Origin of the sequence: Natrialba sp. INN-245 (assembly GCF_009807105.1) — an archaeon.
Lineage (GTDB): Archaea > Halobacteriota > Halobacteria > Halobacteriales > Natrialbaceae > Natrarchaeobius > Natrarchaeobius swarupiae.
In genome coordinates this window covers 52,720-77,769 of the sequence record NZ_WUBV01000040.1, presented here as the reverse complement: position 1 = coordinate 77,769, position 25,050 = coordinate 52,720, and the positions used below count along the sequence as shown (strand labels likewise).

The 25,050-nt window shown below is 63.0% G+C and carries 32 protein-coding genes and 1 tRNA gene; 25 read left to right on the top strand and 8 right to left on the bottom strand.

Annotated features, from left to right (window positions below; genetic code table 11):
- The first annotated feature begins 315 nt into the window (after positions 1-315).
- The 7 genes from GRS80_RS13015 to GRS80_RS12985 all read left to right on the top strand — a co-directional run bounded on the left by GRS80_RS13015 (position 316) and on the right by GRS80_RS12985 (position 5,943).
- A complete protein-coding gene (locus tag GRS80_RS13015) occupies positions 316-702 on the top strand; it encodes an urease subunit beta (protein ID WP_160047935.1) in 387 nt (128 codons plus the stop codon).
- On the top strand, positions 699-2,405 hold the full coding sequence (ureC, locus tag GRS80_RS13010) for an urease subunit alpha (protein ID WP_160047934.1): 1,707 nt from the start codon (positions 699-701) through the stop codon (positions 2,403-2,405). The genes GRS80_RS13015 and ureC overlap by 4 nt, the downstream gene beginning before the upstream one ends.
- Positions 2,406-2,525: 120 nt before the next feature.
- The gene (locus GRS80_RS13005) at positions 2,526-2,945 is read left to right on the top strand and encodes an urease subunit gamma (protein WP_160047933.1); all 420 of its coding nucleotides are present in this window, start codon (positions 2,526-2,528) and stop codon (positions 2,943-2,945) included.
- Positions 2,945-3,565 carry an urease accessory protein UreG gene (gene ureG / locus GRS80_RS13000; protein WP_160047932.1) on the top strand — a complete coding sequence of 207 codons (621 nt, stop codon included), beginning with the start codon at positions 2,945-2,947 and terminating at the stop codon, positions 3,563-3,565. Before GRS80_RS13005 ends, ureG begins: the two co-directional genes overlap by 1 nt.
- Positions 3,562-4,551, top strand: a complete 990-nt coding sequence (locus GRS80_RS12995; protein ID WP_343161568.1) for an urease accessory protein UreD — start codon at positions 3,562-3,564, stop codon at positions 4,549-4,551. Before ureG ends, GRS80_RS12995 begins: the two co-directional genes overlap by 4 nt.
- Entirely contained in the window at positions 4,551-5,234 is a 684-nt protein-coding gene (ureE, locus tag GRS80_RS12990; protein ID WP_160047931.1) for an urease accessory protein UreE, read from the top strand. Before GRS80_RS12995 ends, ureE begins: the two co-directional genes overlap by 1 nt.
- Positions 5,224-5,943 carry an urease accessory protein UreF gene (locus GRS80_RS12985; protein WP_160047930.1) on the top strand — a complete coding sequence of 240 codons (720 nt, stop codon included), beginning with the start codon at positions 5,224-5,226 and terminating at the stop codon, positions 5,941-5,943. Before ureE ends, GRS80_RS12985 begins: the two co-directional genes overlap by 11 nt.
- Here the strand turns inward: GRS80_RS12985 and GRS80_RS12980 are convergent.
- Positions 5,940-6,356 (bottom strand): helix-turn-helix transcriptional regulator, encoded by a 417-nt coding sequence (locus tag GRS80_RS12980; protein ID WP_160047929.1) that lies wholly within the window; start codon positions 6,354-6,356, stop codon positions 5,940-5,942. The two genes, GRS80_RS12985 and GRS80_RS12980, sit on opposite strands and share 4 nt — an antisense overlap.
- Positions 6,357-6,507: 151 nt before the next feature.
- Between GRS80_RS12980 and GRS80_RS12975 the strand changes: the two genes are divergently transcribed.
- Complete coding sequence (locus GRS80_RS12975) at positions 6,508-7,056, top strand: hypothetical protein (protein WP_160047928.1); 549 nt, start codon at positions 6,508-6,510, stop codon at positions 7,054-7,056.
- 36 nt (positions 7,057-7,092) lie between these two features.
- On the opposite strand, the gene GRS80_RS12970 is transcribed toward GRS80_RS12975, so the two are convergent.
- Positions 7,093-7,275, bottom strand: a complete 183-nt coding sequence (locus GRS80_RS12970) for a hypothetical protein (RefSeq protein ID WP_343161567.1) — start codon at positions 7,273-7,275, stop codon at positions 7,093-7,095.
- A 220-nt stretch (positions 7,276-7,495) separates the two neighbouring features.
- Here GRS80_RS12970 and GRS80_RS12965 point away from each other — a divergent pair, with 220 nt between their 5' ends.
- The 8 genes from GRS80_RS12965 (at position 7,496) to nth (ending at position 12,227) form a co-directional block, all read left to right on the top strand.
- Positions 7,496-7,966, top strand: a complete 471-nt coding sequence (locus tag GRS80_RS12965; RefSeq protein WP_343161566.1) for a response regulator — start codon at positions 7,496-7,498, stop codon at positions 7,964-7,966.
- 492 nt (positions 7,967-8,458) lie between these two features.
- Positions 8,459-8,905 (top strand): type IV pilin N-terminal domain-containing protein, encoded by a 447-nt coding sequence (locus GRS80_RS12960; RefSeq protein WP_160047926.1) that lies wholly within the window; start codon positions 8,459-8,461, stop codon positions 8,903-8,905.
- 29 nt (positions 8,906-8,934) lie between these two features.
- Complete coding sequence (locus GRS80_RS12955; protein WP_160047925.1) at positions 8,935-9,435, top strand: type IV pilin N-terminal domain-containing protein; 501 nt, start codon at positions 8,935-8,937, stop codon at positions 9,433-9,435.
- Between the two features lie 36 nt (positions 9,436-9,471).
- Positions 9,472-9,906: a type IV pilin gene (locus GRS80_RS12950; RefSeq protein WP_160047924.1), complete on the top strand. Its 435-nt coding sequence runs from the start codon at positions 9,472-9,474 to the stop codon at positions 9,904-9,906.
- Between the two features lie 190 nt (positions 9,907-10,096).
- A complete protein-coding gene (locus GRS80_RS12945; protein ID WP_149081893.1) occupies positions 10,097-10,591 on the top strand; it encodes a YeeE/YedE family protein in 495 nt (164 codons plus the stop codon).
- On the top strand, positions 10,588-11,055 hold the full coding sequence (locus GRS80_RS12940) for a DUF6691 family protein (RefSeq protein WP_160047923.1): 468 nt from the start codon (positions 10,588-10,590) through the stop codon (positions 11,053-11,055). The genes GRS80_RS12945 and GRS80_RS12940 overlap by 4 nt, the downstream gene beginning before the upstream one ends.
- A gap of 94 nt (positions 11,056-11,149) precedes the next feature.
- A complete protein-coding gene (locus GRS80_RS20440; RefSeq protein WP_200840387.1) occupies positions 11,150-11,317 on the top strand; it encodes a hypothetical protein in 168 nt (55 codons plus the stop codon).
- 64 nt (positions 11,318-11,381) lie between these two features.
- Complete coding sequence (gene nth / locus GRS80_RS12935; RefSeq protein ID WP_160047922.1) at positions 11,382-12,227, top strand: endonuclease III; 846 nt, start codon at positions 11,382-11,384, stop codon at positions 12,225-12,227.
- Positions 12,228-12,303: 76 nt separating this feature from the next.
- Here the strand turns inward: nth and GRS80_RS12930 are convergent, their stop codons facing one another.
- On the bottom strand, positions 12,304-14,238 hold the full coding sequence (locus tag GRS80_RS12930) for a beta-CASP ribonuclease aCPSF1 (protein WP_160047921.1): 1,935 nt from the start codon (positions 14,236-14,238) through the stop codon (positions 12,304-12,306).
- 253 nt (positions 14,239-14,491) lie between these two features.
- Between GRS80_RS12930 and GRS80_RS12925 the strand changes: the two genes are divergently transcribed.
- Positions 14,492-14,983: a hypothetical protein gene (locus GRS80_RS12925; protein WP_160047920.1), complete on the top strand. Its 492-nt coding sequence runs from the start codon at positions 14,492-14,494 to the stop codon at positions 14,981-14,983.
- A 38-nt stretch (positions 14,984-15,021) separates the two neighbouring features.
- On the opposite strand, the gene GRS80_RS12920 is transcribed toward GRS80_RS12925, so the two are convergent.
- Complete coding sequence (locus GRS80_RS12920; protein WP_160047919.1) at positions 15,022-15,600, bottom strand: hypothetical protein; 579 nt, start codon at positions 15,598-15,600, stop codon at positions 15,022-15,024.
- Between the two features lie 110 nt (positions 15,601-15,710).
- Here GRS80_RS12920 and nucS point away from each other — a divergent pair, with 110 nt between their 5' ends.
- Both nucS and GRS80_RS12910 read left to right on the top strand, forming a co-directional pair.
- Complete coding sequence (nucS, locus tag GRS80_RS12915; protein WP_343161565.1) at positions 15,711-16,463, top strand: endonuclease NucS; 753 nt, start codon at positions 15,711-15,713, stop codon at positions 16,461-16,463.
- Positions 16,464-16,480: 17 nt separating this feature from the next.
- Positions 16,481-16,852, top strand: coding sequence for a hypothetical protein (locus tag GRS80_RS12910; RefSeq protein WP_160047918.1), 372 nt, complete (start codon positions 16,481-16,483; stop codon positions 16,850-16,852).
- Here GRS80_RS12910 and mutS read toward each other — a convergent pair.
- The gene (gene mutS / locus GRS80_RS12905; RefSeq protein ID WP_160047917.1) at positions 16,789-19,563 is read right to left on the bottom strand and encodes a DNA mismatch repair protein MutS; all 2,775 of its coding nucleotides are present in this window, start codon (positions 19,561-19,563) and stop codon (positions 16,789-16,791) included. The two genes, GRS80_RS12910 and mutS, sit on opposite strands and share 64 nt — an antisense overlap.
- A 114-nt stretch (positions 19,564-19,677) precedes the next feature.
- On the opposite strand from mutS, the gene GRS80_RS12900 reads away from it, so the two are divergent.
- From GRS80_RS12900 to GRS80_RS12875, 6 genes are all read left to right on the top strand, one after another.
- A complete protein-coding gene (locus GRS80_RS12900; RefSeq protein WP_160047916.1) occupies positions 19,678-20,001 on the top strand; it encodes a DUF5785 family protein in 324 nt (107 codons plus the stop codon).
- Between the two features lie 157 nt (positions 20,002-20,158).
- Positions 20,159-20,920 carry a GTP cyclohydrolase III gene (locus tag GRS80_RS12895; RefSeq protein WP_343161564.1) on the top strand — a complete coding sequence of 254 codons (762 nt, stop codon included), beginning with the start codon at positions 20,159-20,161 and terminating at the stop codon, positions 20,918-20,920.
- 93 nt (positions 20,921-21,013) lie between these two features.
- Entirely contained in the window at positions 21,014-21,622 is a 609-nt protein-coding gene (locus tag GRS80_RS12890; protein ID WP_160047915.1) for a CBS domain-containing protein, read from the top strand.
- A 50-nt stretch (positions 21,623-21,672) separates the two neighbouring features.
- The gene (locus GRS80_RS12885) at positions 21,673-22,167 is read left to right on the top strand and encodes a GNAT family N-acetyltransferase (protein WP_160047914.1); all 495 of its coding nucleotides are present in this window, start codon (positions 21,673-21,675) and stop codon (positions 22,165-22,167) included.
- Between the two features lie 12 nt (positions 22,168-22,179).
- Positions 22,180-22,253 (top strand) — tRNA-Thr (locus GRS80_RS12880).
- A gap of 342 nt (positions 22,254-22,595) precedes the next feature.
- A complete protein-coding gene (locus GRS80_RS12875) occupies positions 22,596-22,883 on the top strand; it encodes a HalOD1 output domain-containing protein (protein WP_160047913.1) in 288 nt (95 codons plus the stop codon).
- An 80-nt stretch (positions 22,884-22,963) separates the two neighbouring features.
- On the opposite strand, the gene GRS80_RS12870 is transcribed toward GRS80_RS12875, so the two are convergent.
- The 3 genes from GRS80_RS12870 to GRS80_RS12860 all read right to left on the bottom strand — a co-directional run bounded on the left by GRS80_RS12870 (position 22,964) and on the right by GRS80_RS12860 (position 24,906).
- Entirely contained in the window at positions 22,964-23,359 is a 396-nt protein-coding gene (locus tag GRS80_RS12870; RefSeq protein ID WP_160047912.1) for a thioesterase family protein, read from the bottom strand.
- A 55-nt stretch (positions 23,360-23,414) separates the two neighbouring features.
- Positions 23,415-24,179 carry a ribonuclease H-like domain-containing protein gene (locus GRS80_RS12865; protein WP_343161563.1) on the bottom strand — a complete coding sequence of 255 codons (765 nt, stop codon included), beginning with the start codon at positions 24,177-24,179 and terminating at the stop codon, positions 23,415-23,417.
- A gap of 79 nt (positions 24,180-24,258) precedes the next feature.
- Positions 24,259-24,906, bottom strand: a complete 648-nt coding sequence (locus tag GRS80_RS12860) for a hypothetical protein (RefSeq protein WP_160047911.1) — start codon at positions 24,904-24,906, stop codon at positions 24,259-24,261.
- Between the last annotated feature and the right edge of the window lie 144 nt (positions 24,907-25,050).

Genomic DNA, 25,050 nt, shown 5'->3' with positions numbered 1-25,050 from the left:
AGCTGACCCGGCCGGGACGACGCCGCTATCGGGGTTCTTCCGCAGCGGTCGCCCCGGACGTGACGACGGTTCGCCACTGTCAGACCTCGAACGACGGTTTCGGAATAAAGTGGTCGAAATCGACGATCCGTCCATCTCCTTTCCCCTACTTTGTTGCGATTGTCCAAAGGAATTGTTCATTTGTCCCGAATCCGATCGATGGTGGGCAAGTATTGTAGTCCAGGCGTGTCTTTAGGTCGTCTGTCAACCACTCCCTCACGTAATGAGATATCCATTCATAGTCGGACTCGGGCGAGTGCCCGGAGTGGTCGAGGGATGAGCGACCTCGTGCCGGGTGAGCTGCTCACCGAAGACGAGCCGATACGGATCAACGAGGGACGGGCAACGACGACAGTTACCGTCGAGAACACCGGCGATCGGCCGGTCCAAGTCGGATCACACTTTCACTTCTTCGAGGTCAATCCCGGCCTCGAGTTCGACCGAGAGGCCGCGTACGGAACGCGCCTGAACATCCCCGCCGGAACTGCGGTCAGGTTCGAGCCGGGGTGTGAACGCGACGTGACGCTCGTCGACATCGGCGGCGATCGGATCGTTCACGGGATGGGTGGTCTCGTCGACGGGCCACTCGACGACGAGGACGTGATCGCCCGTGCGATAGAGCGCGCTCGAGAGCGCGGCTACCTGACGGAGGACGACGAATGAGTCGTGAACTCTCCAGACGGGAGTATACGGATCTGTTCGGCGCGACCGAGGGCGACCGGGTCAGACTCGGCGATACGAATCTGCTCGCGAAGATCGAGACGGATCACACGGTCCCCGGTGAGGAAGCGGTCTTCGGCGGCGGGAAGACGATGCGTGACGGGATGGGGATGCAGTCGGGCATCACGCAGGCCGAAGGCGCACTCGACTGGGCGTTTACGAACGTCGTGATCATCGATCCCGTCCTCGGCGTTCGGAAGGGCGACATCGGCGTTCGCGACGGCAAAATCGTCGGCGTCGGGAAGGCAGGAAACCCGGACACGATGGACGACGTCGATATGGTGATCGGGCCGAGTACCGACACCATCCCCGCGGACGGGCTGATCGCGACGGCCGGCGCGCTGGACATCCACGTCCACTTCAACAGCCCCCAACTGGTCGAGCACGCGCTCGGCTCCGGCGTGACGACCATGCTCGGCGGCGGCTTCGGCGGCGGCGCGACCACCTGTACGCCCGGCCCCGAGAACATCAAGCGGTTCCTCCAGGCCGCCGAGGACTGGCCAGTCAACGTCGGCTTCTACGGAAAGGGCAACAGCAGCAAGCCCGACGCACTCTACGAACAGATCGACGCCGGCGTCTGCGGGCTCAAACTCCACGAGGACTGGGGTTCGACGCCGGCGGCGATCGACACCTGCCTCGAGGTCGCCGACGAGGAAGATATCCAGGTCTGCATCCACACGGACACGCTCAACGAGTCGGGCTTCGTTGAACATACCTTCGACGCGATCGACGGCCGGGCGATCCACACCTTCCACATCGAGGGGGCAGGTGGGGGTCACGCGCCGGACGTCCTCGAGTTGATCGGCCACGAGCACATGCTGCCCTCGTCGACCAATCCCTCGATGCCCTACACGGAGAACACGTTCGACGAACACCTGGACATGGTGATGGTCTGTCACCACCTGAATCCGGACGTTCCTGAGGACGTCGCCTTCGCCGAGTCCAGAATTCGGGCGGAGACCATCGGCGCGGAGGACGTCCTCCACGACACCGGCGCGATCAGCATGATGACCTCTGACTCGCAGGCGATGGGCCGCATGGCGGAAGTCATCAGCCGCACGTGGCAGACCGCCCACAAGATGAAAGCCCAGCGGGGCCCCCTCGAGGCCGACGAGGGAACCGACGCGGACAACGCCCGCATCGAGCGCTACGTCGCGAAGTACACGATCAACCCCGCGATCACGGCGGGGATCGACGACTACGTCGGCTCGCTCGAGCCGGGGAAGCTCGCGGATATCGCGCTGTGGGACCCCGCCTTCTTCGGCGTCAAGCCGAAGGCGGTCATCAAGGGCGGCTTCCCCGTCTGGTCCCAGATGGGCGAGGCCAACGGCTCGCTGATGACCTGCGAGCCCGTCATCGGCCGCGAACGCGCCGGCGCACAGGGCCGAGCGAAGCAGGGGCTCTCCGTCACGTTCGTCAGCGAGGCTGCCTCCGAAAACGAGGTCGGCGACGCCTACGACCTCAAAACGCCGGTTCGGCCCGTCAGCGACACCCGAGACGTACGGAAATCCGACATGGTCCACAACGACCACTGTCCGGACGACATCGAGATCGACGCCCAGACGTTCGAGGTCGAGGTGGACGGCGAACACGTCACCTGCGACCCGGCCGAGGAAATTCCGCTCGCACAGCGGTACCTGCTCTAATCCGACATCGACTATGGATTTCGAAGACACACCGACGACTCCGACGACGAGACCGCCAGCAATGGAAACGCGACCGCGATCGACACACTCTATCTCGAGCCGTCTCGCGGGGGTGATCCCATGGGAATGAACCTCTCGCCGAAGGAGATGGAGCGGCTGACCGTCTTCATGGCCGCCGAACTCGCCCGGCGGCGCAAAGACCGTGGCGTGAAGCTCAACCATCCCGAGACGGTCGCCTACATCTCCGACTGGGCCTGTGAGGCCGCCCGCGAGGGGAAATCGGTCTCACAGATCCGATCAGAGGCGACGCAGTTGCTCACCCGCGAGGACGTGATGGACGGCGTCCCCGAGATGATCGGCATGGTCCAGGTCGAACCCGTCTTCCCCGACGGCACCAAACTGGTGACGATCCACGATCCGATCCGGGCGGACAGCCGCGAGCAACTCGAGGCCGTCGACCCAGGTCCCGGTGAGGAACTCGAGGCGGCGGACGACCTCGAAGCGAGTCAGGACGACCCGCAGGCGACGGAGGGTGACTGATGGGGTACAGAGACGTCGCCAAGATCGGTATCGGCGGTCCAGTCGGCTCCGGCAAGACCGCGCTCGTCCGGCGGCTCGTACCCGAACTCGTCGACGAGGGGTACGAGGTAGGCGTCATCGCCAACGATATCATGACCCAGGAGGACGCCGACGTCTTCCGCGAATCCTTCGGGGATCTGTTACCGGCGGACCTCGTCGAGGGCGTCGAGACGGGTGCCTGCCCACACACGGGTATCCGCGAGGACCCCTCGATGAACCTCGCCGCGATCGACGAGTTCACCGAGCGCCACCCGGATCTCGACGTCGTTATCGTCGAAAGCGGCGGTGACAACCTCGCTGCAACCTTTAACCCCGAACTGGCCGACTACTTCCTGTTCGTCATCTCGGTCGCCGAGGGCGAGGACATCCCCCGGAAACGCGGCCCCGGCGTCACACAGGCCGACCTGCTCGTGGTCAACAAGACCGACCTCGCGCCGTACGTCGACGCCGACCTCGAGGTAATCGAATCCGACGCAGCGGACGTCCGCGGCGACGATCCGTTCGTCTTCACCAACTGCAAGGACGGGACGGGGGTCGACGAGGTGCTCGCACACGTCGACCGGGAGGTGCTGTTCGCGTGAGCGCAGGACAGTCGGACGCGAGCCCGTTCGCAGACGAGAGGACGATTCCGGCCGCCTTCGCGGAGTACGCCGACGAGCCACTCGCGCAGGCACCCGCCGGCGGCCCCGGAAAGAACGGCCTGCTCGAGGCGGTCTTCGCCCGCGAGGACGACGGCCCGACCAGACTGATCCGCGACCGCGTCGAGGTTCCCTACCACCTGACCGGAACCCTCGAGACCGATCCTGCGCCGGGGCTGACGACGCTCGTCGCCCAGGAGCCGACCGGCGGCGTCGCCCAGGGGGATCGCCACCGGATGGTCCTCGACGCCCGCTCGAGCGCTCGCGTACACGTGACGACACAGAGTGCGACGAAGGTCCACAGCATGCGCGAGAACTACGCCCACCTCGATGCGACGATCCGGGCGAAAGCGGGGAGCTACCTCGAGTATCTGCCCGGCCCGACGATCGTCAACGAGGACGCGCGCTGTCTCCAGACCGTCGACGTCGACCTCGCGGAAGGGGCGGTCGTCGTCCTCTCGGACGTCCTCGTCCCGGACGGGTTGAGCGACCACGAGCCGTTCGACTTCGACCACTACCACGCCCGCGTGGAGGCAACCGTCGACGACCGGCTGGTGTGTGCCGACGCGGTCGACCTCCGGCCGGACGACCGCGATCCGCGCGACCCCGCGAGCGTCGGGGAGTTCGGCGTCGTCGGCTCGCTGTACGTCTTCGCACCCGGATCCGGCGGCGAAAGCGGCGACGGATCGAACGAGGGTAGCGGTGTCGGTGTGGTCGACCAGGAGGAACTGGTCGGGACGCTCCACGACCGTATCACGGATCGACCGGGCGTCGAGGCAGCCGTCTCGAGGCTCCCGTTCGACGCGGGTGCGATCGTCCGCGTGCTGGGCGAGAGCCAGGCGGACGTAAGCCAGACCGTCCGCACAGCGTGGGACGAGACGAGACGGGCAGTGCTCGGGGTCGGCACACCGGCCGACCGGCGATACTGATGGAGCGAATCGACGGTATCGTCGGCAACGTCCACGCCGACGACGAACTCGCGACGCTGCGCGAGAATCACGAGGCGAACGGAACGCTCGAGCGAGTGGTCGTCGACGCGAGCGATCGCAGACGCTCCCGGTTTCGCACGACGACCGACGTGGGGACCGACGTCGGCGTCGTCGTGAACGCGCCGGCCGTCTCGTCGGGAGACGTCTTGCTCGTCGACGACGAGCGAATGATCGTCGTCGCGTTCGAACCTCGCGACGCACTCGCCGTGTCGCTGCCCGAGGCGACGTCGGAGACACTCGCCGCGGCGGTCGAACTTGGCCACCGCGTCGGCAACCAGCACTGGGACCTGGCCGTCGAGGACGGAACGGTCTACGTCCCGCTCGCAGCAGATCGACACATCGTCGAACGCGTCGTCGCGGACGTGATTCCCGGGTCGGAGATTCGCGAGACGACCGTCGACGCCGACCTGTTCGTGACGGACCTCGAGGGAGGCCACGGTGACGGGACTGACCACAGCCACGGTCACGAACACAGTCACGGTGACCGCGCTGACGAGACCGATCACAGCCACGGTGACAACCACAGTCACGGTGATCACGCTGGCGAGACCGGTGGTGACGGGCACCGACACGACCACCACGAGAGTCACGGACACAGCCACGAGCACGATCATGACCACTGATCCCGACTCGTTTCTGACCGCCCTCAGGCTCTCGGACTCGTTTCTGCCGGTCGGCGGGTACACCGCCTCCTACGGCCTCGAGCAGTACGTCAACGAGGGGCGGATCGGCGACGGCGACGACCTACGGGCGCTGCTCGCGGGGTACCTCCGGCGCGTCGTCGGACCCTGCGAGACTGTCGCGCTCGCGAACGCCCACGACGCGAGTTCGTCGGACGACCTCGATCGGCTCCTCGAGGTCGACGCGCGCCTCCACGCCGTGACGATGCCAAGCGAGTTCCGCGAGAGTTCGACGAAAGCGGGCGCGAAGCTGTGCGAGTTACTCGCCGGGACCGAGGAAGACCTCGAGTCTGTGGACATCCGTCCGGGCCTCCGCCAGGAGTTCGCCACGCGAATCGACGCCGGTGAGACGCCAGGTCACTACCCAGTCGTCTTCGGCGTCGTCGCTCAGAGCCGTGGCCTCTCGCGGCTCGAGGCCTGTCTCTCTCACGCCTACTCGTTCGTGACCGGGTTGTTGGGGGCCGCACAGCGACTCGGGCGGTTCGGTCACACCGAGATCCAGCGGGTGCTCGGCGACCTCGAATCCGTCGTCGTCGAAATCTGTGACCGTCACGTCGACGACGACGCGACCGCGATGGCGTCGTTCGCGCCGCTGGCGGAGATCATGGGAATGCGCCACGAACGAGCGGGACGGCGGCTGTTCATGAGTTAATGCTGGCCGTCCGGACGCGGGGCGTTCTCGTATCGAACCATCTTTTCGGATTTATCGGAAATCGAGTCGTAGATCAGTCGCAACGTCTCCTCGGCGGCGAGCAAGTTGTGTTCGTCGAGAAACGCCCGCCCCTCGTCGGTCAGCCGGTAGAACTTCCAGGGATACCCCTGCTGGCGTTCGTCGTCCGGGAGCGTGACCGCCTCGAGAATGCCGGCCTCGATCAGTTTCTGGACGTGTTTGTACACCGTCGCCTCGCTCACGCTCGGATTTAGCTGCTCGAGTTCGTACATCGACGCCAGCCCCGCGGGGTGTTGAACCACGTTGGCGATCAGCGAAAACCGGGTCTCCTGGGTGACGAAGTGGACGAGTTCCCGTGTCCCCCCTGCGTCGTCAGCGCCCAGACTGGTGCTCATACGCCCACCTACGGAGTAGATCACCAAGTAAGTTACCCTGGAGTAAACTACTTTAGAGTAAACTGGACTTGGGAACACAGAGGAACCGTCCGCTATCGGAAACGGAAACGGCTCGGAAACGACTATTTCCCGGTCGCGAGAACGTCGCTGTATGACCGAACAGGAGCCGCCCCGGCCGGAGGACCTCCTCGAGAGCGCGAGCGATCGCTTAGCGGCGGACGAGATCACGCTCGCGGACAACGAGGAGATCCTGCACGCGCTGAGCGAGTTGACGCCGATCTACGAGAACGACCGGACCTACTTCGTTCTCGGAAACTACGACCGGGAGCCGATCCGCCGGCTGAACCTGGTCGTCGACAGGCTGAACCGCCGGCCCGACGCCTACGCGTTCCGGATGGTCGACGTCCGCGGGGAGTGGGACAACGGCATTCAGAAGTTCTGTCTGATTGCCGACCTGGTCAGTCACGTCGTCGGCGTCGCGGAGAGAGATCCGAGCGACTTCCTGGTCGAGCAGGGACTGCTCGTCGGCACCGAGGAGTACTTCTCGAAGAGCTACGTGCTCAAACGCGAGTACGAGGATGAACGGCGACCGTTCGGCTGGATGCAAGACGGCGTCTTCGAGTTGCTCGAAGAGGAGGGTCGGCTCTACCGGTGGGAGACCGAATCCGACCTGGCCGAGGCGGTCGAACGGCTCCCGTAATCGCCATCGGGAGACTCGAACCGGCGACCGGAGCGTTCACACCGACTGGCTGAACCGACACTCCGGACAGCGAATCCGACCGCCCTCGATGAGGACGTAACTCCGGCCACATCGGTTACACGGGCAGCCGATCGAGACGCCCGACGAGCGAGCGAGCCCGTCGAGTGTGTTCTGCAATCGCTCGAGACGGATCTCCGCCGCCTCGAGGCGTCGTTCCACGCACTCGAGACGAGTGGCAGATCCGTGCGTTCGTCGCCGTCCGGGTGAGTGGGGTGGATCCATACCGGCGATACGCTGCCGGTGGATAAAACCACGACCGTATGAAATTCGAGCTGAGAGTATACGAAGCGGATACGTCTTCCGCCAATCGAGTTGGTATCCGTGCTCGGGCAGGGCGAAGCACAGACATGTTTTTACTCGCTCCCACGAAAGGCCCGGTGTGAGTTCGACAGACGGCCGGGAGGAGGACGTGATCGACATTTTGCTCGTCGAGCCGAACCCAGGCGACACCCGGCTCTTTACCGAAACGTTCGACGAGGCGAAGCTTCTGAACACGATCCACACCGTCTCGGACGGGGAATCCGCCCTCGATTTCCTCCACCAGCACAATGGCTACGAGAACACACCGGAGCCCGACATCATCCTCCTCGAGCCACAGCTTCCCGGAAAAAGCGGGATGGACGTGTTCGCGGAACTCGAGGGCGATCCCGTGTTACGTGAGATTCCGCTCGTCGTCCTGACGAGTTCCGATGTGGGCGAGGAGATCGTCAGATCCCACGGACTCGAGGCGGACCACTACCTCCGAAAGCCGGTCGAACCGGAGGAGTTCGTCGAGTTCGTCCGCTCGGTCGAGGAGTTCTGGGTGGCGATCGTCAGGAAGTCCTCATCTACGGAGTGCAGCGGGGAGTGACCGCCGACGCGGACAGCTCGTTCGATCGCAGTCACCTTTGGGGATTGCGTCCGGGTAGAAGGGGTAGATTGTACCGTTAGTAGCGAACCGACGGGTAACGACAGTTTCCGATAGTGTTCACTGGCGGTTTCCATTGCTGATTGGAACCGGCGTCACGACGCGAGAACTGCGGATCGTCTTCCCGTTGGGCTCGAGGCAGAACCGAAAGACAGCGTCGGTTCAACGGGGTGCTGTAACCCCTCTGGAGGGACTTGATTATCAGATATGAAACCGACAGCGAACGCGAATAATTCCACGCAGCTACACTAACGACTAATTATATATACCCGGATTACACTGGTTGATATCAGCACCAAACCGATAGCAGGAAGGAAGCGCCGGGCGGGTCATGCTTACCCCCAATCCCCGGGCGCAGGTCGACGGTTTCACGTCGGCGTGCATAACCTTTCTGGCTATCGTGGGGTGCGATGGAAACGAAATCACACGATACCCATGGACGCAACAAAAATCCGCGACAAGCTAGTTGGAAACGAGCAGGAACGGGCAGTATCGCCTGTCATCGGTGTCATCCTGATGGTTGCGATTACGGTCATTCTCGCGGCCGTCATCGCAGCATTCGTCCTCGACCTCGGTGGGAGCGTCGGGCAGGAAGCACAGGCTGGTGTCTCGATCGAAGAAGACACAGTGGCAAACGAAGTAACAATTGAGGTTACCTCCCTTGGAAATTCTGACGGTGTAGACATCCAAGGAACTCACGACTTCGAGGGCAGTGGTGACTTCTCTGTCGATGGTGATGTTGAAGGACTACAAGTTGGGGACGTTACGGTAATTGAGAACGACGGCCACGACGGTGAAGGCACTGTAACCGCAGTCGCATACATTGACGAAGACGACACCCGAACACAGGTTGCGAGTGAAGACTTCGACTTCAGCACGTAAGTCTAACCAACCACTAAACATTTATAAAAATGAACGCAATGAAAGCTAAACTAGTTGGTTCAGAGGAGGAACGTGCAGTCTCTCCAGTCATCGGAGTAATCCTCATGGTCGCAATCACCGTGATTCTCGCGGCAGTTATCGCCGCATTCGTGCTTGATCTCGGTGGAAGCGTCGGACAGGAAGCACAAGCTGGTGTGACGATTGACGTAGATGAATCAGCTGACGAGATTCAAGTCGAAGTTACATCGCTTGGTAATGCAGACTCCGTGCATCTAGGTGGATCCCTATTCAGTGGTCCCGACGCCGCGTACAACGACCCCAGTAGCGCTGACGACGCGCAAGATGCAACAGAAGGGACAGGTGTTGGAGATGTAATCACCATCAGCACTGATGCTGATGCTGACATCCAAATTGAGGCCGGTTCTGCTGGAGATATTGAAAGTGGTACTGTAACTGCAGTCGCAGTTATCGACGAAACCGATACCACAACACAAGTTGCCAGCGAAGATTACGACCTCGACTGGAGCTAAAAACTCCAGAACCTACTTTTACGTTGAACAATCAGCATGAAGTCCTTTATACCGGCTTGTTCTAACGAAGAACGTGGCGTCTCGCCCGTCGTCGGTGTAATCCTCGTTGTAGCTATCACTATTATCCTTGCGGCTGTAGTCGCAGGGTTTGTTTTCGATATCGGGAACGACATTGAGGAAGAAGTGCAGGCAGGCATTTCGATCACTGTTCAACAAGACCCACAGTACATCGACCTTCGAGTGACGACCCTCGGAAACGCCGATCACGTCAACGTAACCGGTGAACCGGTGGACCATCTCGACAGCGCTGATCTCTCTGAGGATGATTTACAAAATCTCGAGACGGGTGATAGCATCCGAATTGATCGTGACGATCTAGATTCGGCCGGCTACAATGGAACAGTTGTCGCAGTTGGTGTTTCTGGCGAGCAAGAGACCCTTATTACGAGCGAAGATTACGACTTCAGCTAATCATTCTCGTCACTAAATACGTTCAACCCCCACCGCTTGATACGGTTTACTGTCAGTACCGGCGAAACCGCGACCAGTCTGCGGTTTCGACGGTACATCGTTACAGCAATCCGTATGAGTCGATCCGAGATACGCACAATTTTCCCCGCCTGGGGAGCATTGATACGCCGAGGATTCCTCCCCTCGAGTAATGACCGCAACCGCTGCGATAGTCGTCGCCATGCTCGCGGAGCTGTTCCCCAACGGGATCAGCCACTACGCGATCGGTGGACTGTTCGTCGGCCTCGGGGTCGCCGTGATCTACCTCGGCACCGGGATCCCCGCCGGCGCGAGTACCTTCCTCGAGTCGACGCTCTCGTATGGCTCGAGTCTGTCGCGATTTCAGCAGTATCGCCCCTCTCGAGACTGGCGGGTCGTCTTCACGGTCGGGATCGTTGCCGGGGCGGCCGTCTACGCGCTCGCGTTTCAGGACGGCATCTGGACGACCGACGTCCAGTGGTGGCGGCTGTTCGTCGGCGGAATCCTCATCGGGATCGGGACCCGCGTCGGGAAGGGCTGTACCTCCGGCCACGGCGTCTGTGGCGTCGGCTCGGTCTCGAGTGCGTCGTTCGTCGGCGTCGCGACCTTTCTGTTGATCGCGATCGGCACCGCACAACTCGTCCAGGCCGTGGGGGTGGTGCCATGAGCGCCGACCATGAGCAACACCCGCTGTTTCTCCCGCTCGTGTTCGTCGGTGGGCTGATCTTCGGTTTCGGGCTCGGGTTTAGTCACATGGCCCAACCCGAAGTCGTCCTGAGTTTCCTGCAGTTCCAGGACTTCGGCCTGCTGTTCGTCATGTTCGGTGCCGCAGTCGTGACCGGAATCACGTTCTTCGGCGTGAAATTCGTCCGAACTGACGCGCCGCTGACCGGCGCGACCTACGGCCGACGGCTGAAGACCCTCGATAAAAACGTCGTCATCGGCGGCGGCATCTTCGGCGTCGGCTGGGGGCTCTCGGGGATCTGTCCCGGCGCGGCCTACGCCAGCCTCGGGATCGGGAACTATCCGATTCTCACCGGTATCGTCGGCATGTTCCTCGGCGCGTACATTCAGGGATTCTGGCGCTCTGCGCGTGCGGACAGTTCGACGCCTGCAACGACGGCGGACTGACGACGGCACCGACGCGTCCATCTCGAGGGCGCGGAGTGTTGGATGAGAGATACCTGGCCACAACGGTGATTACGATTCCTCGGTATCGAATCGTATGTCACAGCGAGTTATCTGCTCACACTGTTCGGAATCGGTCGACGTCGACATCGATATGACCGTCACCCGGACGAGCAAAGCCGTTGGATCGCTGAAAGACGGGTTCGCGAGGTCGGCGAGTTGCTCGTCCTGTGGCGAGACGTTCAGCTGCAAGACGACGTGGTGACAGCTGGCTTCCGGACGGTGAATCAGTACGTAGATTGGCGTCGAGTACGTAGTTTTCGTCACACATGAGCGACGATCGAGAGCCGTCGGTCAACATCAGCGGCGGCGAATCCGGCGGCGGCGTAGCCACCGAGTTCGATCCAGCAACCGCCGACAAGCGAGCCGAACGGGTCGTCGACCGTCTGGGCGAACTGTACTGGCAGAAAACGTACGGGGGCCAAGACGCCTTTACCTGTCTCGTCCGGACCATCCTGAGCCAGAACACGAGCGATGTCGCGAGCCAACCGGCCCACGACGCGCTCATCAAGCGCTACGGCGGCGAATCGAGCACAGACGCCGACGAGGGCCGAGAGGATGGAGCCGACCTCGCGACGTCGCTTTCGAACGCCGACCGAACCGAACTCGCGGAGACGATCAGTTCGGCCGGCCTCTACAACCAAAAATCGGAGGTCATCATCGCGGCGGCCGAGTGGGTACTCGAGGAGTTCGGGTCGGCCCGCGCGTTCGATGCCTTTGTCACGGACGAGTCTCCGGCGGCGGTCCGCGAGAGTCTCCTCTCCGTGACCGGCGTCGGCCCGAAGACCGCCGATTGCGTCCTCCTCTTTGCTGGTGGCCGGGCCGGCGTCTTTCCCGTCGATACGCACGTCCACCGGATCTACCGCCGTATGGGTGTCGCTCCGGCAGACGCCGACCACGAGGAGGTACGGGCCGCCCTCGAGCGCGAGGTGCCTGCCGAGAAGTGTGGCTTCGGCCACACGGCGACGATCCAGTTCGGCCGCGAGTACTGCACCGCACGGAACCCGGCGTGTCTCGAGGATCCGGACGCCTGCCCGCTGGGCGACGTCTGCGAGCAGGTCGGCGTCTATCCCGAAACTGGTGACGTGATCGACCCGGCCGAAGCGGTCGAGTGATCGGCCTGGACGACAGGGGATCGAAGTTCGAGCGCGTGGGACGGACTCGAGTTGTGAACGGAGAGCGAAGACGAAACTACAGGAAGCGAAACGTCTCTAAGTTCTTCGGCGCGAACGTCCGCATGTTGTAGTCGTGGTACAACGCCGAGGAGAGGTCCTGTACGGAGCGTTCGTCGCCGTGGACACAGAGCACCTTCTCGGGACGGGGGTTCATCGTCTTGACGAAGTTCTCGAGGCCGGCGCGGTCTGCGTGGCCGGAGAAGCCGTCGACGGTTTCGACGGTGACGTTGAGCGAGAGGGTGCCACGGCCGTTGTCGTCGTTCATCGCGCCGACTTCGCTGGCTGGGATCTCGTCCCAGCCGTTCTGGATGCGACGGCCGAGGGTACCCTGTGCCTGGTAGCCGACGAAGACGAGCGTCGAGTCCGGGTCGGGACCGATGTGACCGAGCCAGGACATGATCGGCCCGCCGGTGACCATCCCCGAGGTCGAGAGGATGATACAGGGATCGCCGTCGGCGACGTCCTGTCGTTCCTCCTCGCCGCCGTCGATGTGGTTGAACTCCTCGGCGAGGAACGGGTTCTCGTCCTCGTGGAAGATGCGATCCCGGAGGTCATCACGCAGGTACTCGGGATAGGTCGTGTGGATCGCGGTCGCCTCCCAGATCATGCCGTCTAAGTGAACCGGCATCGACGGAATGTCGCCGCTTCGCATCGCCTCCTCTAAGACGAGCATGATCTCCTGGGAGCGACCGACGGCGAACGCCGGAATGAGGACCTTCCCCCCTTTTTCGTGGGCCTCTCGGATGACTTCCTTTAGCTTCTCCTCGGAGTCTTTCTGGTCGGTCTGGTAGTCGTTGCGACCGCCGTAGGTCGACTCGAGGACGAGCGTCTCCACCCGCGGGAAGTCGTTGACTGCGCCGTTGAACAGGCGGGTGTCCGTGTAGTGGATGTCGCCGGAGAACGCGACGTTGTAGAGGCCGTCGCCGATGTGGAAGTGGCTCACGGCCGACCCAAGGATGTGACCCGCGTTGTGGAACGTGAGTTTGACGTCCGGCGCGATATCGGTGACGTCGCCGTACTCGAGCGGAATGCAGTGTTTGATCGCTTCGCGAACCTGTTCGGACTCGTAGGGCGGGGACCGCCCTTCCTTGGCCGCGACGTCGAGGTAGTCGAGCGTGAGCAGGCCCATCAGGTCCCGCGTCGGCTCGGTACAGTAGATCGGGCCGTCGTAGCCGTACTTGAACAGAAGCGGGATCAGCGCGGAGTGGTCGAGGTGGGCGTGGGTGAGGACGACCGCGTCGATGTTCTGCGGGCCGGCGCCCAGTGCTTCGGGGGCGTGGAGGTAGGGGACCTCACCCTCTGCTCCGGGCTTGTCGCCACAGTCGATGAGGATGCGCGTCTCCGGCGTCGAGAGGATAAACGACGCACGCCCAACCTCGCGACAGCAACCGAGCGTCGAGATACGAACGTACTCGTCGTCGGACATTTCTTCGCGGTGGATCTGCCGGCCGACGCGCTCTAAAATGTCGCGGCGCTCGTCGCGTTCTTGCTTGAGAAAGCTCCGGACGTTCGAGACGGTCGAGGACTCGATAGGCGGCGTCCGGACGACTTCGGGCGTCCACCCGACGTTCTTGGTGATGTCCCGGAGGGTCGAGCCGTGTCGGCCGATCACCATACCCGGCTTCTCGGCTTCGATGACGACCTCGCCGGTGTCGGCGTGGAAATCGAGATCCGAAACGCCGGCCTCCTCGGGAACGACGTCCATGATCTCCTGTCGGGCGTGCTCGGGTCGAGAGAGAACGCTCGGATCGGGGCGGACGGTGATCCGCTTTCGGAGTTTGCTCGCGAGCTTTCGAATGAGATCACCCTGCTGGGCGAACTTCTTCGGATCGCGCGTGTAGACGACCAGTTCCGGCCCTTCGTACTTCACCGAGGAGACCGAGATATCGCTCGGTAACTCACTCGTGATCTCTGCTTGCAAATCGTCGAGTTGCTGCTCTACAGTGCTCATAATCGCCAGATTCGGCTTGCGTGAACTCGCCGACGGGGAACGATTTCTTCGAGAGAGCGACGGGGAGAGACGACGCAGGACGTCTTCTCTTTCGGATCATCCGTGTCGCTCCGTGTCGTGACGAATACGCTCCCAGGTCGGTGTCCTGGTTCGTGCGGGAAGATTCCAGGGAGAACCCGCTTACCTGACGGTATTCCTCGCGTTGTATAAAAGCCTTCGCAAAGCCCAGGGGACTCGAGGCCGAACACGACGTATGAACCTGACTCGAGAGCGCGTCGCGACCGAACGGGACTGGGTGCGAGACCACGCCAACGTCGTCGTTCCGATCGTAAACGACGTTCGTGAGGACCTGGGGCGGGTGTTCGAGGTCGACGTCGATCCTGTCACCCAATCACAGTACCGGAGAGAGGTCGATATCGTCTTCGCCGACGGCGACCTGGCGGTCAACGTCGCCGCGATGGTTGCTATTCTTCGCGACCTCGACGTCGAGGACGACTATCCCGGATTCGTCGTCGACGAACTGCTCGGCCGAGAACTCGCGGCGACGATCGCCGGCACGCAGCCGCTGCGGACGCTCGGCGAAGCGACGTTTCACTACGCAGATCTCCAGGTACACGGCGGCCCCGACGAAAACGCGGGCGTCGACGATCTCGAGGCGGCGCTCGCCGCTGGGTTCCAGGAACGGATTCCCGGCTGGGACTGGACGGAACGCGAGAGTCCGTTCGGCGTCGATCCCGAGACCTAACCGGCAGTCGCCTCCGATCGTCTCACGTCGGGCAGCCGTTACTCGTCGTCCTCGCTCGCCTGCTCTTCGAGTTGTTCCTCGATCTCCTCGAGTTGGTCTTCGTCGATCTCCTCGCCCTCTGGCTGTTGCTGTTGTTGTTGCTGGAGAATCTGGTCGTAGAGTCCCGTCTGTCCGAGCACGGAAATATCGCCGCTTCGGAGCGCGTCGACGAGGACGTCCGCCGAGCCGTCGACGAGGTAGAGTCCCGACCCATCCTCGGTCTCCTCGATGCGGAGGTCCGTGTCGTCTTCCGAGTCGACGCGCGTTTCGAACTCGTCGATCGCTTCCTCGTGGAGTTCGTTCTGCCGTTGCATCGCTTCCTCCTGGGAGAGTTCGCCCGTCATAACCTCCTCTTGGAGCTCCTGCATGTCGTCCATCTCCGGTTCGGCGATCGCAGTGAGCACGTCGCCCTGTTCGTCGTCGCTACCATCAGCGTCTTGCTGGTCACCGGACCCATCGGCCTCCGGTTCGCTCTCGACGCTCTCGGACGAATCGAGGTCCGAACAACCCGCGACAGACGCGATAGCGCCTGCACCGGCAATCTGAAGCACTCGGCGGCGGTCGTGGAGGTTCGTCATGATGTACTAGCGCGCAGAGCGGGCGACAGGTAAGGGTTTAGGTATCGATCACACTGGAGAACTATCACGTCCCGCATCCCTTTTTACTGACTGGTGGCTATCGGGTCTCAGTGACGACCGACCGAGCAGCTGTGACGTCCCTCGAGGAGCCCAGCCCAGACGCCACTCGAGACGCGATCGCCGACGGGATCGACCGTGGTGCACTCGTTACTGTCTTCGGGAGATGTACCGTCGATTACGAGGGGCGAGCTTCGAGTCGGCTCGAGGCGGGCGATCGGCTCATACTGTGCAAACCCGACGGCGCAACGCTCGTCCACACCGACGAAGGCCAACAGCCGGTCAACTGGCAGCCACCGGGCTGTGAGCAGGAGGTGTACTGTGACGGTGGCGACGTCGTTCTCGAGAGCGCCCGGTCGACCCCCGAGGAGCGCTTGCTCGTCCGGTTTCGAGACGTCCTGCAGGTCTCGGCGTTCGCCGGCTCCGACGAGACCGAACTCTCGCTTTCGGGGACCGAAGCGGACCTCCGACAGCGGATTCTCGACGAGCCGAGCCTCCTCGAGCCGGAGTTCCGGCCGCTGGCGACCGAACGCGACACGTCGGCCGGTGCCGTCGACATCTACGGCGAGGACGCGGCGGGACGGGCCGTCGTCGTCGAACTCAAGCGCCGCCGCGTCGGCCCTGACGCCGTGAGCCAGCTTCGTCGGTACGTCGACGCGCTCGCGGGTGACCTGCACGCCGACGTCGCTGTCCGGGGCATCCTCGTCGCACCCTCCGTCACCGACAGAGCCGACCGACTGCTCTCCGAACACGGCCTCGAGTTCGTCTCGCTCGAGCCAACTCCTGAGACGGGCTGCGATGACTGATACGGGTTCCTGTCCCGATGTCCCAGCCCACCCGCTGTCTGGGTCGCGGGTGTGCCGAAACTGACTCGAGCGAACCACCGCCGGTGGCGTCGACTCCCGGCGACGAGGCCGGCGAGTCCGTACCGCTGGCCGTCAAACTGTGCTGTGCGGTCGGAGTTCTCGTCGGGTTCGATCAGGTGCCGTATACGTTCGCGGTGGCGACCATGCGGTACGGACCCGCCATCGTCTGTTTCGTGCTGTTGGCGTATCCGAAAACCGTCGAACACGTGTTCGAAGACGCGCGGGGTACAAGCGCTGATACGGACCACTACCCGTCCGTTCCAGACTACTCCTCGAGCATGCGCTTCAATCGATCCAGTTCGGTCAGCGCCTCGACTGGCGTGAGATGACCCAGATCGAGTGCCCGTAGCTCGGCAGCGATATCGGTCGGGTCGTTCCCACCGTCCGCCGTAGCGGGCAACGGACTGCCTGCAGCCGCTGGATCTCGTCCCGTGTGTACACGTTCGAATTCGTCGATATCTCGAGCGGTCCCCGTTGTGTCGGCCGCACTTGCTGTCCCGTCGACCAGTTCCCGGGAGCGCTCGACGACCGTCTCGGGAACTCCTGCAGCCGTCGCAACCTCGATGCCGTACGAACCGGTTGCCGCGCCCGAGGCGACCTCGTGGTGAAAGACGACCTCGTCGTCGACTCCCTCGACCTCGAAGTGGAGCGGAAACGCCGCCTGGAGGTCGTCGGCGAGTTCCGTCAGCGGGTGGTGGTGAGTCGCGAACAGCGTCGTCGCGCCGACCTCGTCGTGGACGTGTTCGGTGATCGCCCGCGCGATGGCGAGGCCGTCCGCGGTGGACGTTCCCCGACCCACCTCGTCCAGCAAGACGAGCGAGCGCTCGTCGGCCTCGCGCAGGATCGTCGCGAGTTCGTCCATCTCGACCATGAACGTCGATCGACCGCCCGCGATGTCGTCGCTCGCGCCCACGCGGGTGAAGATGCGATCGACCGGCGTGATCCGCGCCGACTGCGCGGGGACGAAACTGCCGACCTGCGCGAGGAGGACGATCTGGGCGACCTGACGCATGTACGTCGACTTTCCTGACATGTTGGGGCCGGTGATGATCGCGAGCCGCCGGCCGTCGTCGAAGCGCGCATCGTTCGGGACGAACGACTCCTGGGTGCGCTCGACGACGGGGTGGCGACCGCCCTCGATGTCGATCTCGAGGCCGCTTCGACGGTCGGTATCCGTTATCTCCGGCCGACAGTAGTCGTACTCCGCGGCGGCGGTCGCGAGCGCGACGACGGCGTCGAGGGTTGCGACCGCGTTGGCCAGCGCTTGGACGCGCTCGACCTCGTCGGCGACGTCTCGACGAACCTCACAGAAGAGGTCGTACTCGCGTTCGTCCGCACGCTCTTCTGCGCCGACGATCTCGTCCTCGCGGCGTTTGAGCTCCGGCGTGACGAACCGTTCGGAGTTCTTGAGCGTCTGTCGGCGCTCGTAGTCGTCGGGGACCGACTCGAGGTTGGGGTTGGTTACCTCGATGTAGTAGCCATGAACCGAGTTGTAGCCGACCTTCAGCGAGTCGATTCCGGTACGCTCGCGTTCGCGCTCCTCCAGGTCTTCGATCCACTGTTTGCCGTCGCGGGCGGTCGCCCGCAACTCGTCGAGGCCGTCGTCGTAGCCGTCGGCGATAATGTCGCCCTCGGTGATCTCGATCGGCGGATTCTCGACGATCGCCTCGTCGATCGCCTCGCGGGCGTCGACCAGCGGATGGAGCTCGTCGTGGAGTCGCTGGAGCCGATCGCAGTCGGCGTCGGCGAGGCGCTCGCGAATCTCGGGGACGACCGCCAGGGTGGCTCGCAACGAACGCAGATCTCGGGCGTTCGCCCGCTCGCGCGAGATTCGTCCGATCAGTCTCTCCAAGTCGTAGACGTCCCGGAGATGATCGTGCAGTTCTTCTCGAGTTTGGACCGCGCCGGTGAGTTCCTCGACGGCGTCGAGTCGCGACTCGATGCGGTCGGGCTCGAGCAGCGGTCGGCGGAGCCAGTCGCGCAGCGTTCGACCGCCGAGTGCGCTCGCGGTCTCGTCGAGGACGCCGACGAGCGTCGCGTCGTCGCGGCCGTGGACGGCCCGCGGCTCGAACAGCTCGAGACTGCGCAGGGCGACCGCATCCAACAGAAGGTACTCGCGGGGATCGTACCGCGTGAGGTGGGTGAGATACTCGAGCCGACTGCGTTCGTCGGGGTCGGCCGGCTCGGTGACGGGTGCGGCCTCGTCGTCGCTCCCGGCGCTTGCGGCGTGTTCGCCGCCGCGGACGTACTCCGCGTACGCAAGGAGCGCGCCACAGACGCGGATTTCGGCGTCCTCCGCGAGCAACGCGTCGGGATGGCCGTAGTACCGCGAGAGGAGGGAAGCGGCGCGCTCGCGGTCGAACGCTGTGGCGTCGAACGGCGTGACCATACATTCCTCCGGGAGGACGTCCCGCGGCGCGTTCGGGCCGAGGACGGCCTCTGCAGGGTCGAACCGACTGATCTCGTCCGCGATGGCCGCCGGGGAGCGCGAACTGGTCGCGAGGAAGTCGCCGGTCGAGACGTCGAGCAACGCGAGCGCGAGCGTCTCGGTCTCGCCGGTTCGCGAGCCGTCTCCCACTCGAGGGGTCGACGGCTCGCCGTCGCCGCGAGCGACCGCCGCGACGAAGTTGTTGTCGTCGCTCGCGAGGAGTTCGTCCTCGGTGAGCGTTCCGGGGGTGATGACGCGCGTGACCGCGCGGTCCACGACGCCAGCGGTTTCGCCGGGTTCTTCGACCTGGTCTGCAACGGCGACCCGGTAGCCCGCCTCGAGCAGCGTCTGGATGTACGACTCGGCGTTGTCGATCGGGATCCCGGACATGGGGTACTCGCCGGTGCTGTCCTCGCGGCTGGTGAGGGTGATCTCGAGCAGCCGCGCGGTCCGCTCGGCGGCGCCACAGAACGTCTCGTAGAAGTCGCCGACCTGAAAGAGCACGAGCGCGTCGTCGTACCGGGCACAGAGGTCGTGATACTGACGCATCATCGGCGTCAACTCGTCTCGTTTCTCGGCCATCTCCTCGGGAGGGCCAAGCGCCGGATCCATACCCGAATGCCGCCGCCCGACGGGGAAATAGCTTGCTGGATCGGGCGAGGCTGTCGAGACGACGGCCGCCCACGAGGAGTAATCCTTTTGCACCCACCACACCCACCATCGGGCATGAGCGACTGGCCACACGACCCCGACGGGGAGGAGGGCAGCGAGGGGATGCGCAAGTACGATATGGCGATCATCGCCAAGAAGGTCGACGACGAGGAGGACTTCCCCCTCGAGCGCGACGAGTTCGTCGCCGAACACGGCGACGACCCGATCCGGATCAACTACGAGACGGTCGTCTCGATGCGAGACATCTTCGAGTACGTCGAGCCGGCGGAGTTCGAGACGATCACGGAGATGCACAAGGCCGTCGGTGCGGCCATGCGCGAAGGGAACTTCTGGGAGTACCACCCGACGGGTGTGAACCCGGAGAAGAAACACGCCTGATACGGATTGCTGTCTCGTTCTCCCGGAGTTGCCGGACAGGATACCGTATGCGCCCCGAGTTCTTGGCGATCACCCGTTCGACTCGCGTCGACACACGACCGTCACGAATCTGGATTACGTATCACTTATACGGAGCCGTTCGGAAGAATCCGCTACCGTGACTAATACGCAGGTAACGCTCGTTCAGATCGACAACTACGGGCCGTGGACGGTGACCCCCGAGCCTCGCCGGGAGGCGGACCTCCAGACGATGCAGTCTCGCCTCTACGCAGACATCTCCCAGTTCGTCGGTAACCGCGACGGCTATACGTTTTTCACCCGCTTCGACAACATGATCGCCGTCACGAACGGCCTGACGATGGCCGACCACGAACTCCTCCAGGAGTCCGTCGGCAACCGGTATCCTGTCACGCTCAGTCTCGGCGTCGCGACGGGTACCTCACCCGTTCAGGCGCTTTCCGACGCGACAACAGTCGTCCAAGACGCCGGCAGCGCACAGGACGAGGACAGACGGGAGTGTCTCGAGGGACGGACTATCGACGATCCTCACCGGACCGACGACGACGTCCAGATAGCCCATTTCGACGTCGTCGACGCCACCGGGCAGTATACGGACGAACTCAATGCTTTCGATAGCTTCATCCAGATCGAACAGGGCTACGCCGAACTCATGCGCCACATGCGCCACGCCCACGACAGCCTCTCGTTTTTCGTCGGCGGTGACAACGTCATCGTCGTCTGTCCCGACCTCGAGGCGGACGATTACGAGGAGGCGATCGGCCACGTCGAAACCGCCGTCGACGTCGAACTGCAAGTCGGCGTCGGTCGGGGCTCGAGCGCCCACGACGCTGGCTTCGCCGCGAAACACGCCCTCGAAGTGTGCCGGGCCGACGGAACGAGAGTCGAGCTCGCGTGGTAATCGGGTGCGGTCGCCGGGCCCCGAAACTTCTCCGCCGATTCGCTTAAGTGTAGCGGGGGTAGCTTTTAGCCCGCCCATGTGTATTGTTCACATATGGAATCGGAACTGTCGGTCAGGGACGTCCTGACGACCGAATACGTCGGGGTCAGCGAGTCGGACAGCCTCCTCGGCGCGGTTCGGCTCATGCGCGGGGAGCGAACGAGTAGCGTACTCGTCGTTCGCGGCTCGGTGCCGGTCGGCATCGTCACCGAGTGGGACGTACTCGGCGTCGTCGCCGACGAGGGTAATCCCGCCGAGACCGACGTCGGCGACGTGATGACGACGCCTGTGATCTCGATCGGGCCGGACCGCTCGCTCTCTGATGCAGCGACCACGATGGGCCGGGAAAACATCCGGAACGTCGTCGTCGAGGACGGTGAGGAGGTCCTCGGACTGCTCACGCAACGGGACGTCATCGCCGCGGCGGGATCCTTCCAGGGAGCGGTGACACCGCCCCGGTCGACCGACCCGGTAGCCGACACCGAACACCGAACTGACGAGTCGGTCGCGCCAACGCTTGGGGGGACGGCTGACGAACGCGCGCTTCCCAACGGCGGCGATGAGTACTCTACTCAAGGCGTCTGTGAGACCTGTGGCTCGCTTGCGGACACGCTCTGGGACGCCAACGGACAGCTCGTCTGTTCTGACTGCCGAACAGTGTGATCGGCTCGATGCACAGTCCTTTTCGCGCTGTCCGCGAGTGACCTGATCACATGATCGTCGAACCCGCGACGGCCGACGACCTCGAGACGGTTACAGAGCTGTGGGTGCGTCTCGCACGAGATCAGTGCTCGCACGGCTCGTACGTCCGACCTGATCCCAATCGAACGGCGATGCGCGAAACGCTCGCTGCATACCAGGCGACTGACGGACTGCTCGTCGCTCGAGTCGACGACGACGTCGTCGGATTCGCCTCGTTCTCCGTCGAGCGCGGTGCGCTGGAACTCGAGGCAACCCGCGGATCACTCTCGAATCTGTACGTCGAACCAGACTACCGCGGCCGCGGGATCGGATCGACGCTGCTCGAGGCGGTCGAAGAGGCGTTCGCAGCGCGGGACGTGGAAGTACTGTTACTCGAGGTGATGGCCGAAAACGAGGACGCGAGACGATTCTACCGCCGACACGGATACGACCCACTACGCGTGACGATGGAACGGTCACTGGAAGGCCGGTCGGAAAACGACACACACTCAAAGGAGGACCGCTAACTGACCGACTGCGCCAGGGGAGCATGGGCGGTTCATGCACTCGACTTGTAATCGAGACTTCCGGGGTTCAAATCCCCGCCCTGGCTTCGGTCGTCGCGAGCACGTTCGCGAGCGACGACGAGAGACGGCGGGAGTTGAATCAGGGAGGTGCGTCGCTCCGACCGTGGTTCAAATCCCCGCCCTGGCTTCGGTCGTCGCGAGGAATTCTGGCGCATCGATTGTCTCTCGTTTCGTTACAATCTCTCCTTTCTAGGTAGATATTTTCTCGTTAAATAATTTTAACCAAAGAAAGAATTCTAAACACAGATATAATACGGTTCCCAAAAAGATCTCTACTGGATACAAGCGTACGTTGAAGTATATAATTGGTCAACAGGCTCGTGTTGAGGCCAGAGGATTTATGTGCACCGAAAGAAAGTGTGCGCCCAATGCTACTCTCAGTCGATCGTTCGCAGGCTGATTCGGCTCACCCACTGAGTTTCGAGGTAATCGCTTCGGTCGCCGAACGGGAAGGAGTCGATCCGATGGAGATCGAACCACCCGAATACGAATCGCTCTACAGCGTCGTCAATCCCGAAGCACTCGATTCCCTGTTTTCTCCCCGCACCGATGGAACGACTCGAACGCACGGTCGCGTCGAGTTCCCGTTCTGTGGCTATCGCGTCGTCGTCACCAGCGAGGGCGACGTCGAAGTGTACGACGACCTCGAGGAGTAAGACGGACTGCTGTCCCGTCGCGGCGGTGGGCCCGCGGCCTGCGGGGCCACCCACCGGCGGCCAGCGGGCCGTGCGGCAGACTACCGGCGACTCTCGATCCGAGACCGCCACGTCGACGGGACGGACTGTGATTCGCCCGTCCCGGCGTCGACGACGACCTGAACGGTGCGGGCCGTCGCGGCGACCGTACTGTCCGCACGGACCTCGTACTCGATGGGGATACTGGCGTCGCCGAGTTCGCGGACACCGAGAGCGACTGTCACCGATTCGTCGGCTTCGATCGGCTGTGCGTAATCGATCTCGAGATTGGCGAGGACAGTCCCGACGTCGGCCAGCGAGACCTCGAGCACGTCGGTGAAGTAACGATCACGAGCCTGTTCGAGGTACGTCGCGTAGACTGCGTTGTTCACGTGACCCATGAAATCGATGTCGCGAAGCCGAACCTCGAGGTCGACCTCGTACTCGAATTCGTTCATGACCGTGTGAACGTCGTCTACCACCGTATGATTGGCGCTCCCGAGTGAAGCCGGATCATCTCTCGGGCCCACCGGACGGACAACACGTCTCGAAGACCTGCCGATGTAACCGATCGGCGACGGTCTCCATCAGTGGTTTCATGTTCTCCGTATCCGCGCGATTGTACTCGACGAGGGTTTCCAGAGCGGCGTCGTCGCCGCGTTCGTACTCGTGCCAGAGTCTGACGGCGTCCTGTCCGCTAAGATCCGGCATCTCTCGGCCGATACCGACCTCCCGCTCGATCGCCTTGAGTCCGCCGTCGAGTCCGAGTTTCTTACAGGGGTAGAGCAGATCGACGTGCGGAACGGTGACGTCGAGGTCGTAACACGTCTCGAGAAACGGGACGTCGAAGCGCTGTCCGTTGAACGTTACCAGCAACGACGATCGCTCGAGTTCCGCCTCGAGGCGCTGACACGTGAGGTCCCGGCCGTTGACGAACGTCTCGGTTTCGCCGCCCCGGTGGAGGCTGACCGTCGTCACCCGGTTTCGGTTCGCGTCGAGCCCTGTGGTCTCGATGTCCAGAAAACAGGTGTTCTCGCGGACGTTCTCGTAGAGCCGCCAGCGGCTCGAGGCGGGCAACTGATCGGCGAAGACGGAGACGTCGCCGCGATCGAGGTGTGTTCGTCCGTCTTCGATGAACGCGTCGATCCGGTCGGCGAGGGTCTCGCCAACGACGCTGCCGTCGAAATCGTCCCAGTGGGTGATGCCGTGCTCCCAGAGGCGACGTTCGGTGTGCTCACCGACGCCGCGGACGGGAATGAAACTGTTCTCGATTCGCACACCTGTTCAGGGGGGAGAGACCGTAAAAAACACTCGGGTCTCGCCGGGTGCCGTGACCGCTGGCGTCCGTTCGAGGTCCTTAGAGTTGGATCCAGTCGGTCGGTGTCCCCCGATCGCGGAGATGCCACTGCTGTTCGTGGACGTCGTCGCGTGTGCGAAGCGACACGACGGCATCGAACATCGGCTCGAGGAGGGAAACCGCGTCGTGGTCGCGCGACACTGGGAGGTGATAGTGGCCCATGCCACGTGCCTGCTCGATTCGGGCGGTCGTCACGTGAACGAACCGAAACACGTCCTCGGTGTCGTATTGCTGCAGCAACGGCACGAGCGAGTCAACGCAGACGCGAAGCTCCGAGGGCTCGAATCCTCCGGCTTCGTCCTCGAACTCCTCGACGGCATCGACAACATTTCTGACAAGCCGGCCGAGTGCCTCGTCACTGCTGCCCCCGTCGTCGCGGCCGCCCGACCGTGTGCCGGAGTACTCGACGATAGCGGTGCTCACATCTCCCTCGTCGTGGTCGTGGTAACAGCATCTCACGTCGTCCGTTACGAACACCCGATACCGCGACTCGCCTTGGCTTTCACCACGCAGTCGACGGCAAGCAGTATCGTGTGCAGTACCACCGCTTCCGACGAGAAGCAGATTACTCCCCGTATGCTTCAACGTGTTGAGTGTTTGGGCAAACGTTGCACGCTCTCCCCCCCGCTCCCCCAGTTCACGTTGCATTCACACTAGGTCAGGATAATGAATTAAATAAATATTGTGGCCGGAAAATTGTTTAGAAATCGAGTTCATTCCTAATTGCAACCATCTGACGCCGATAAACAGCCACCAATCGTCTCTCTTTTCATACAGAACCACGTAGGGGTG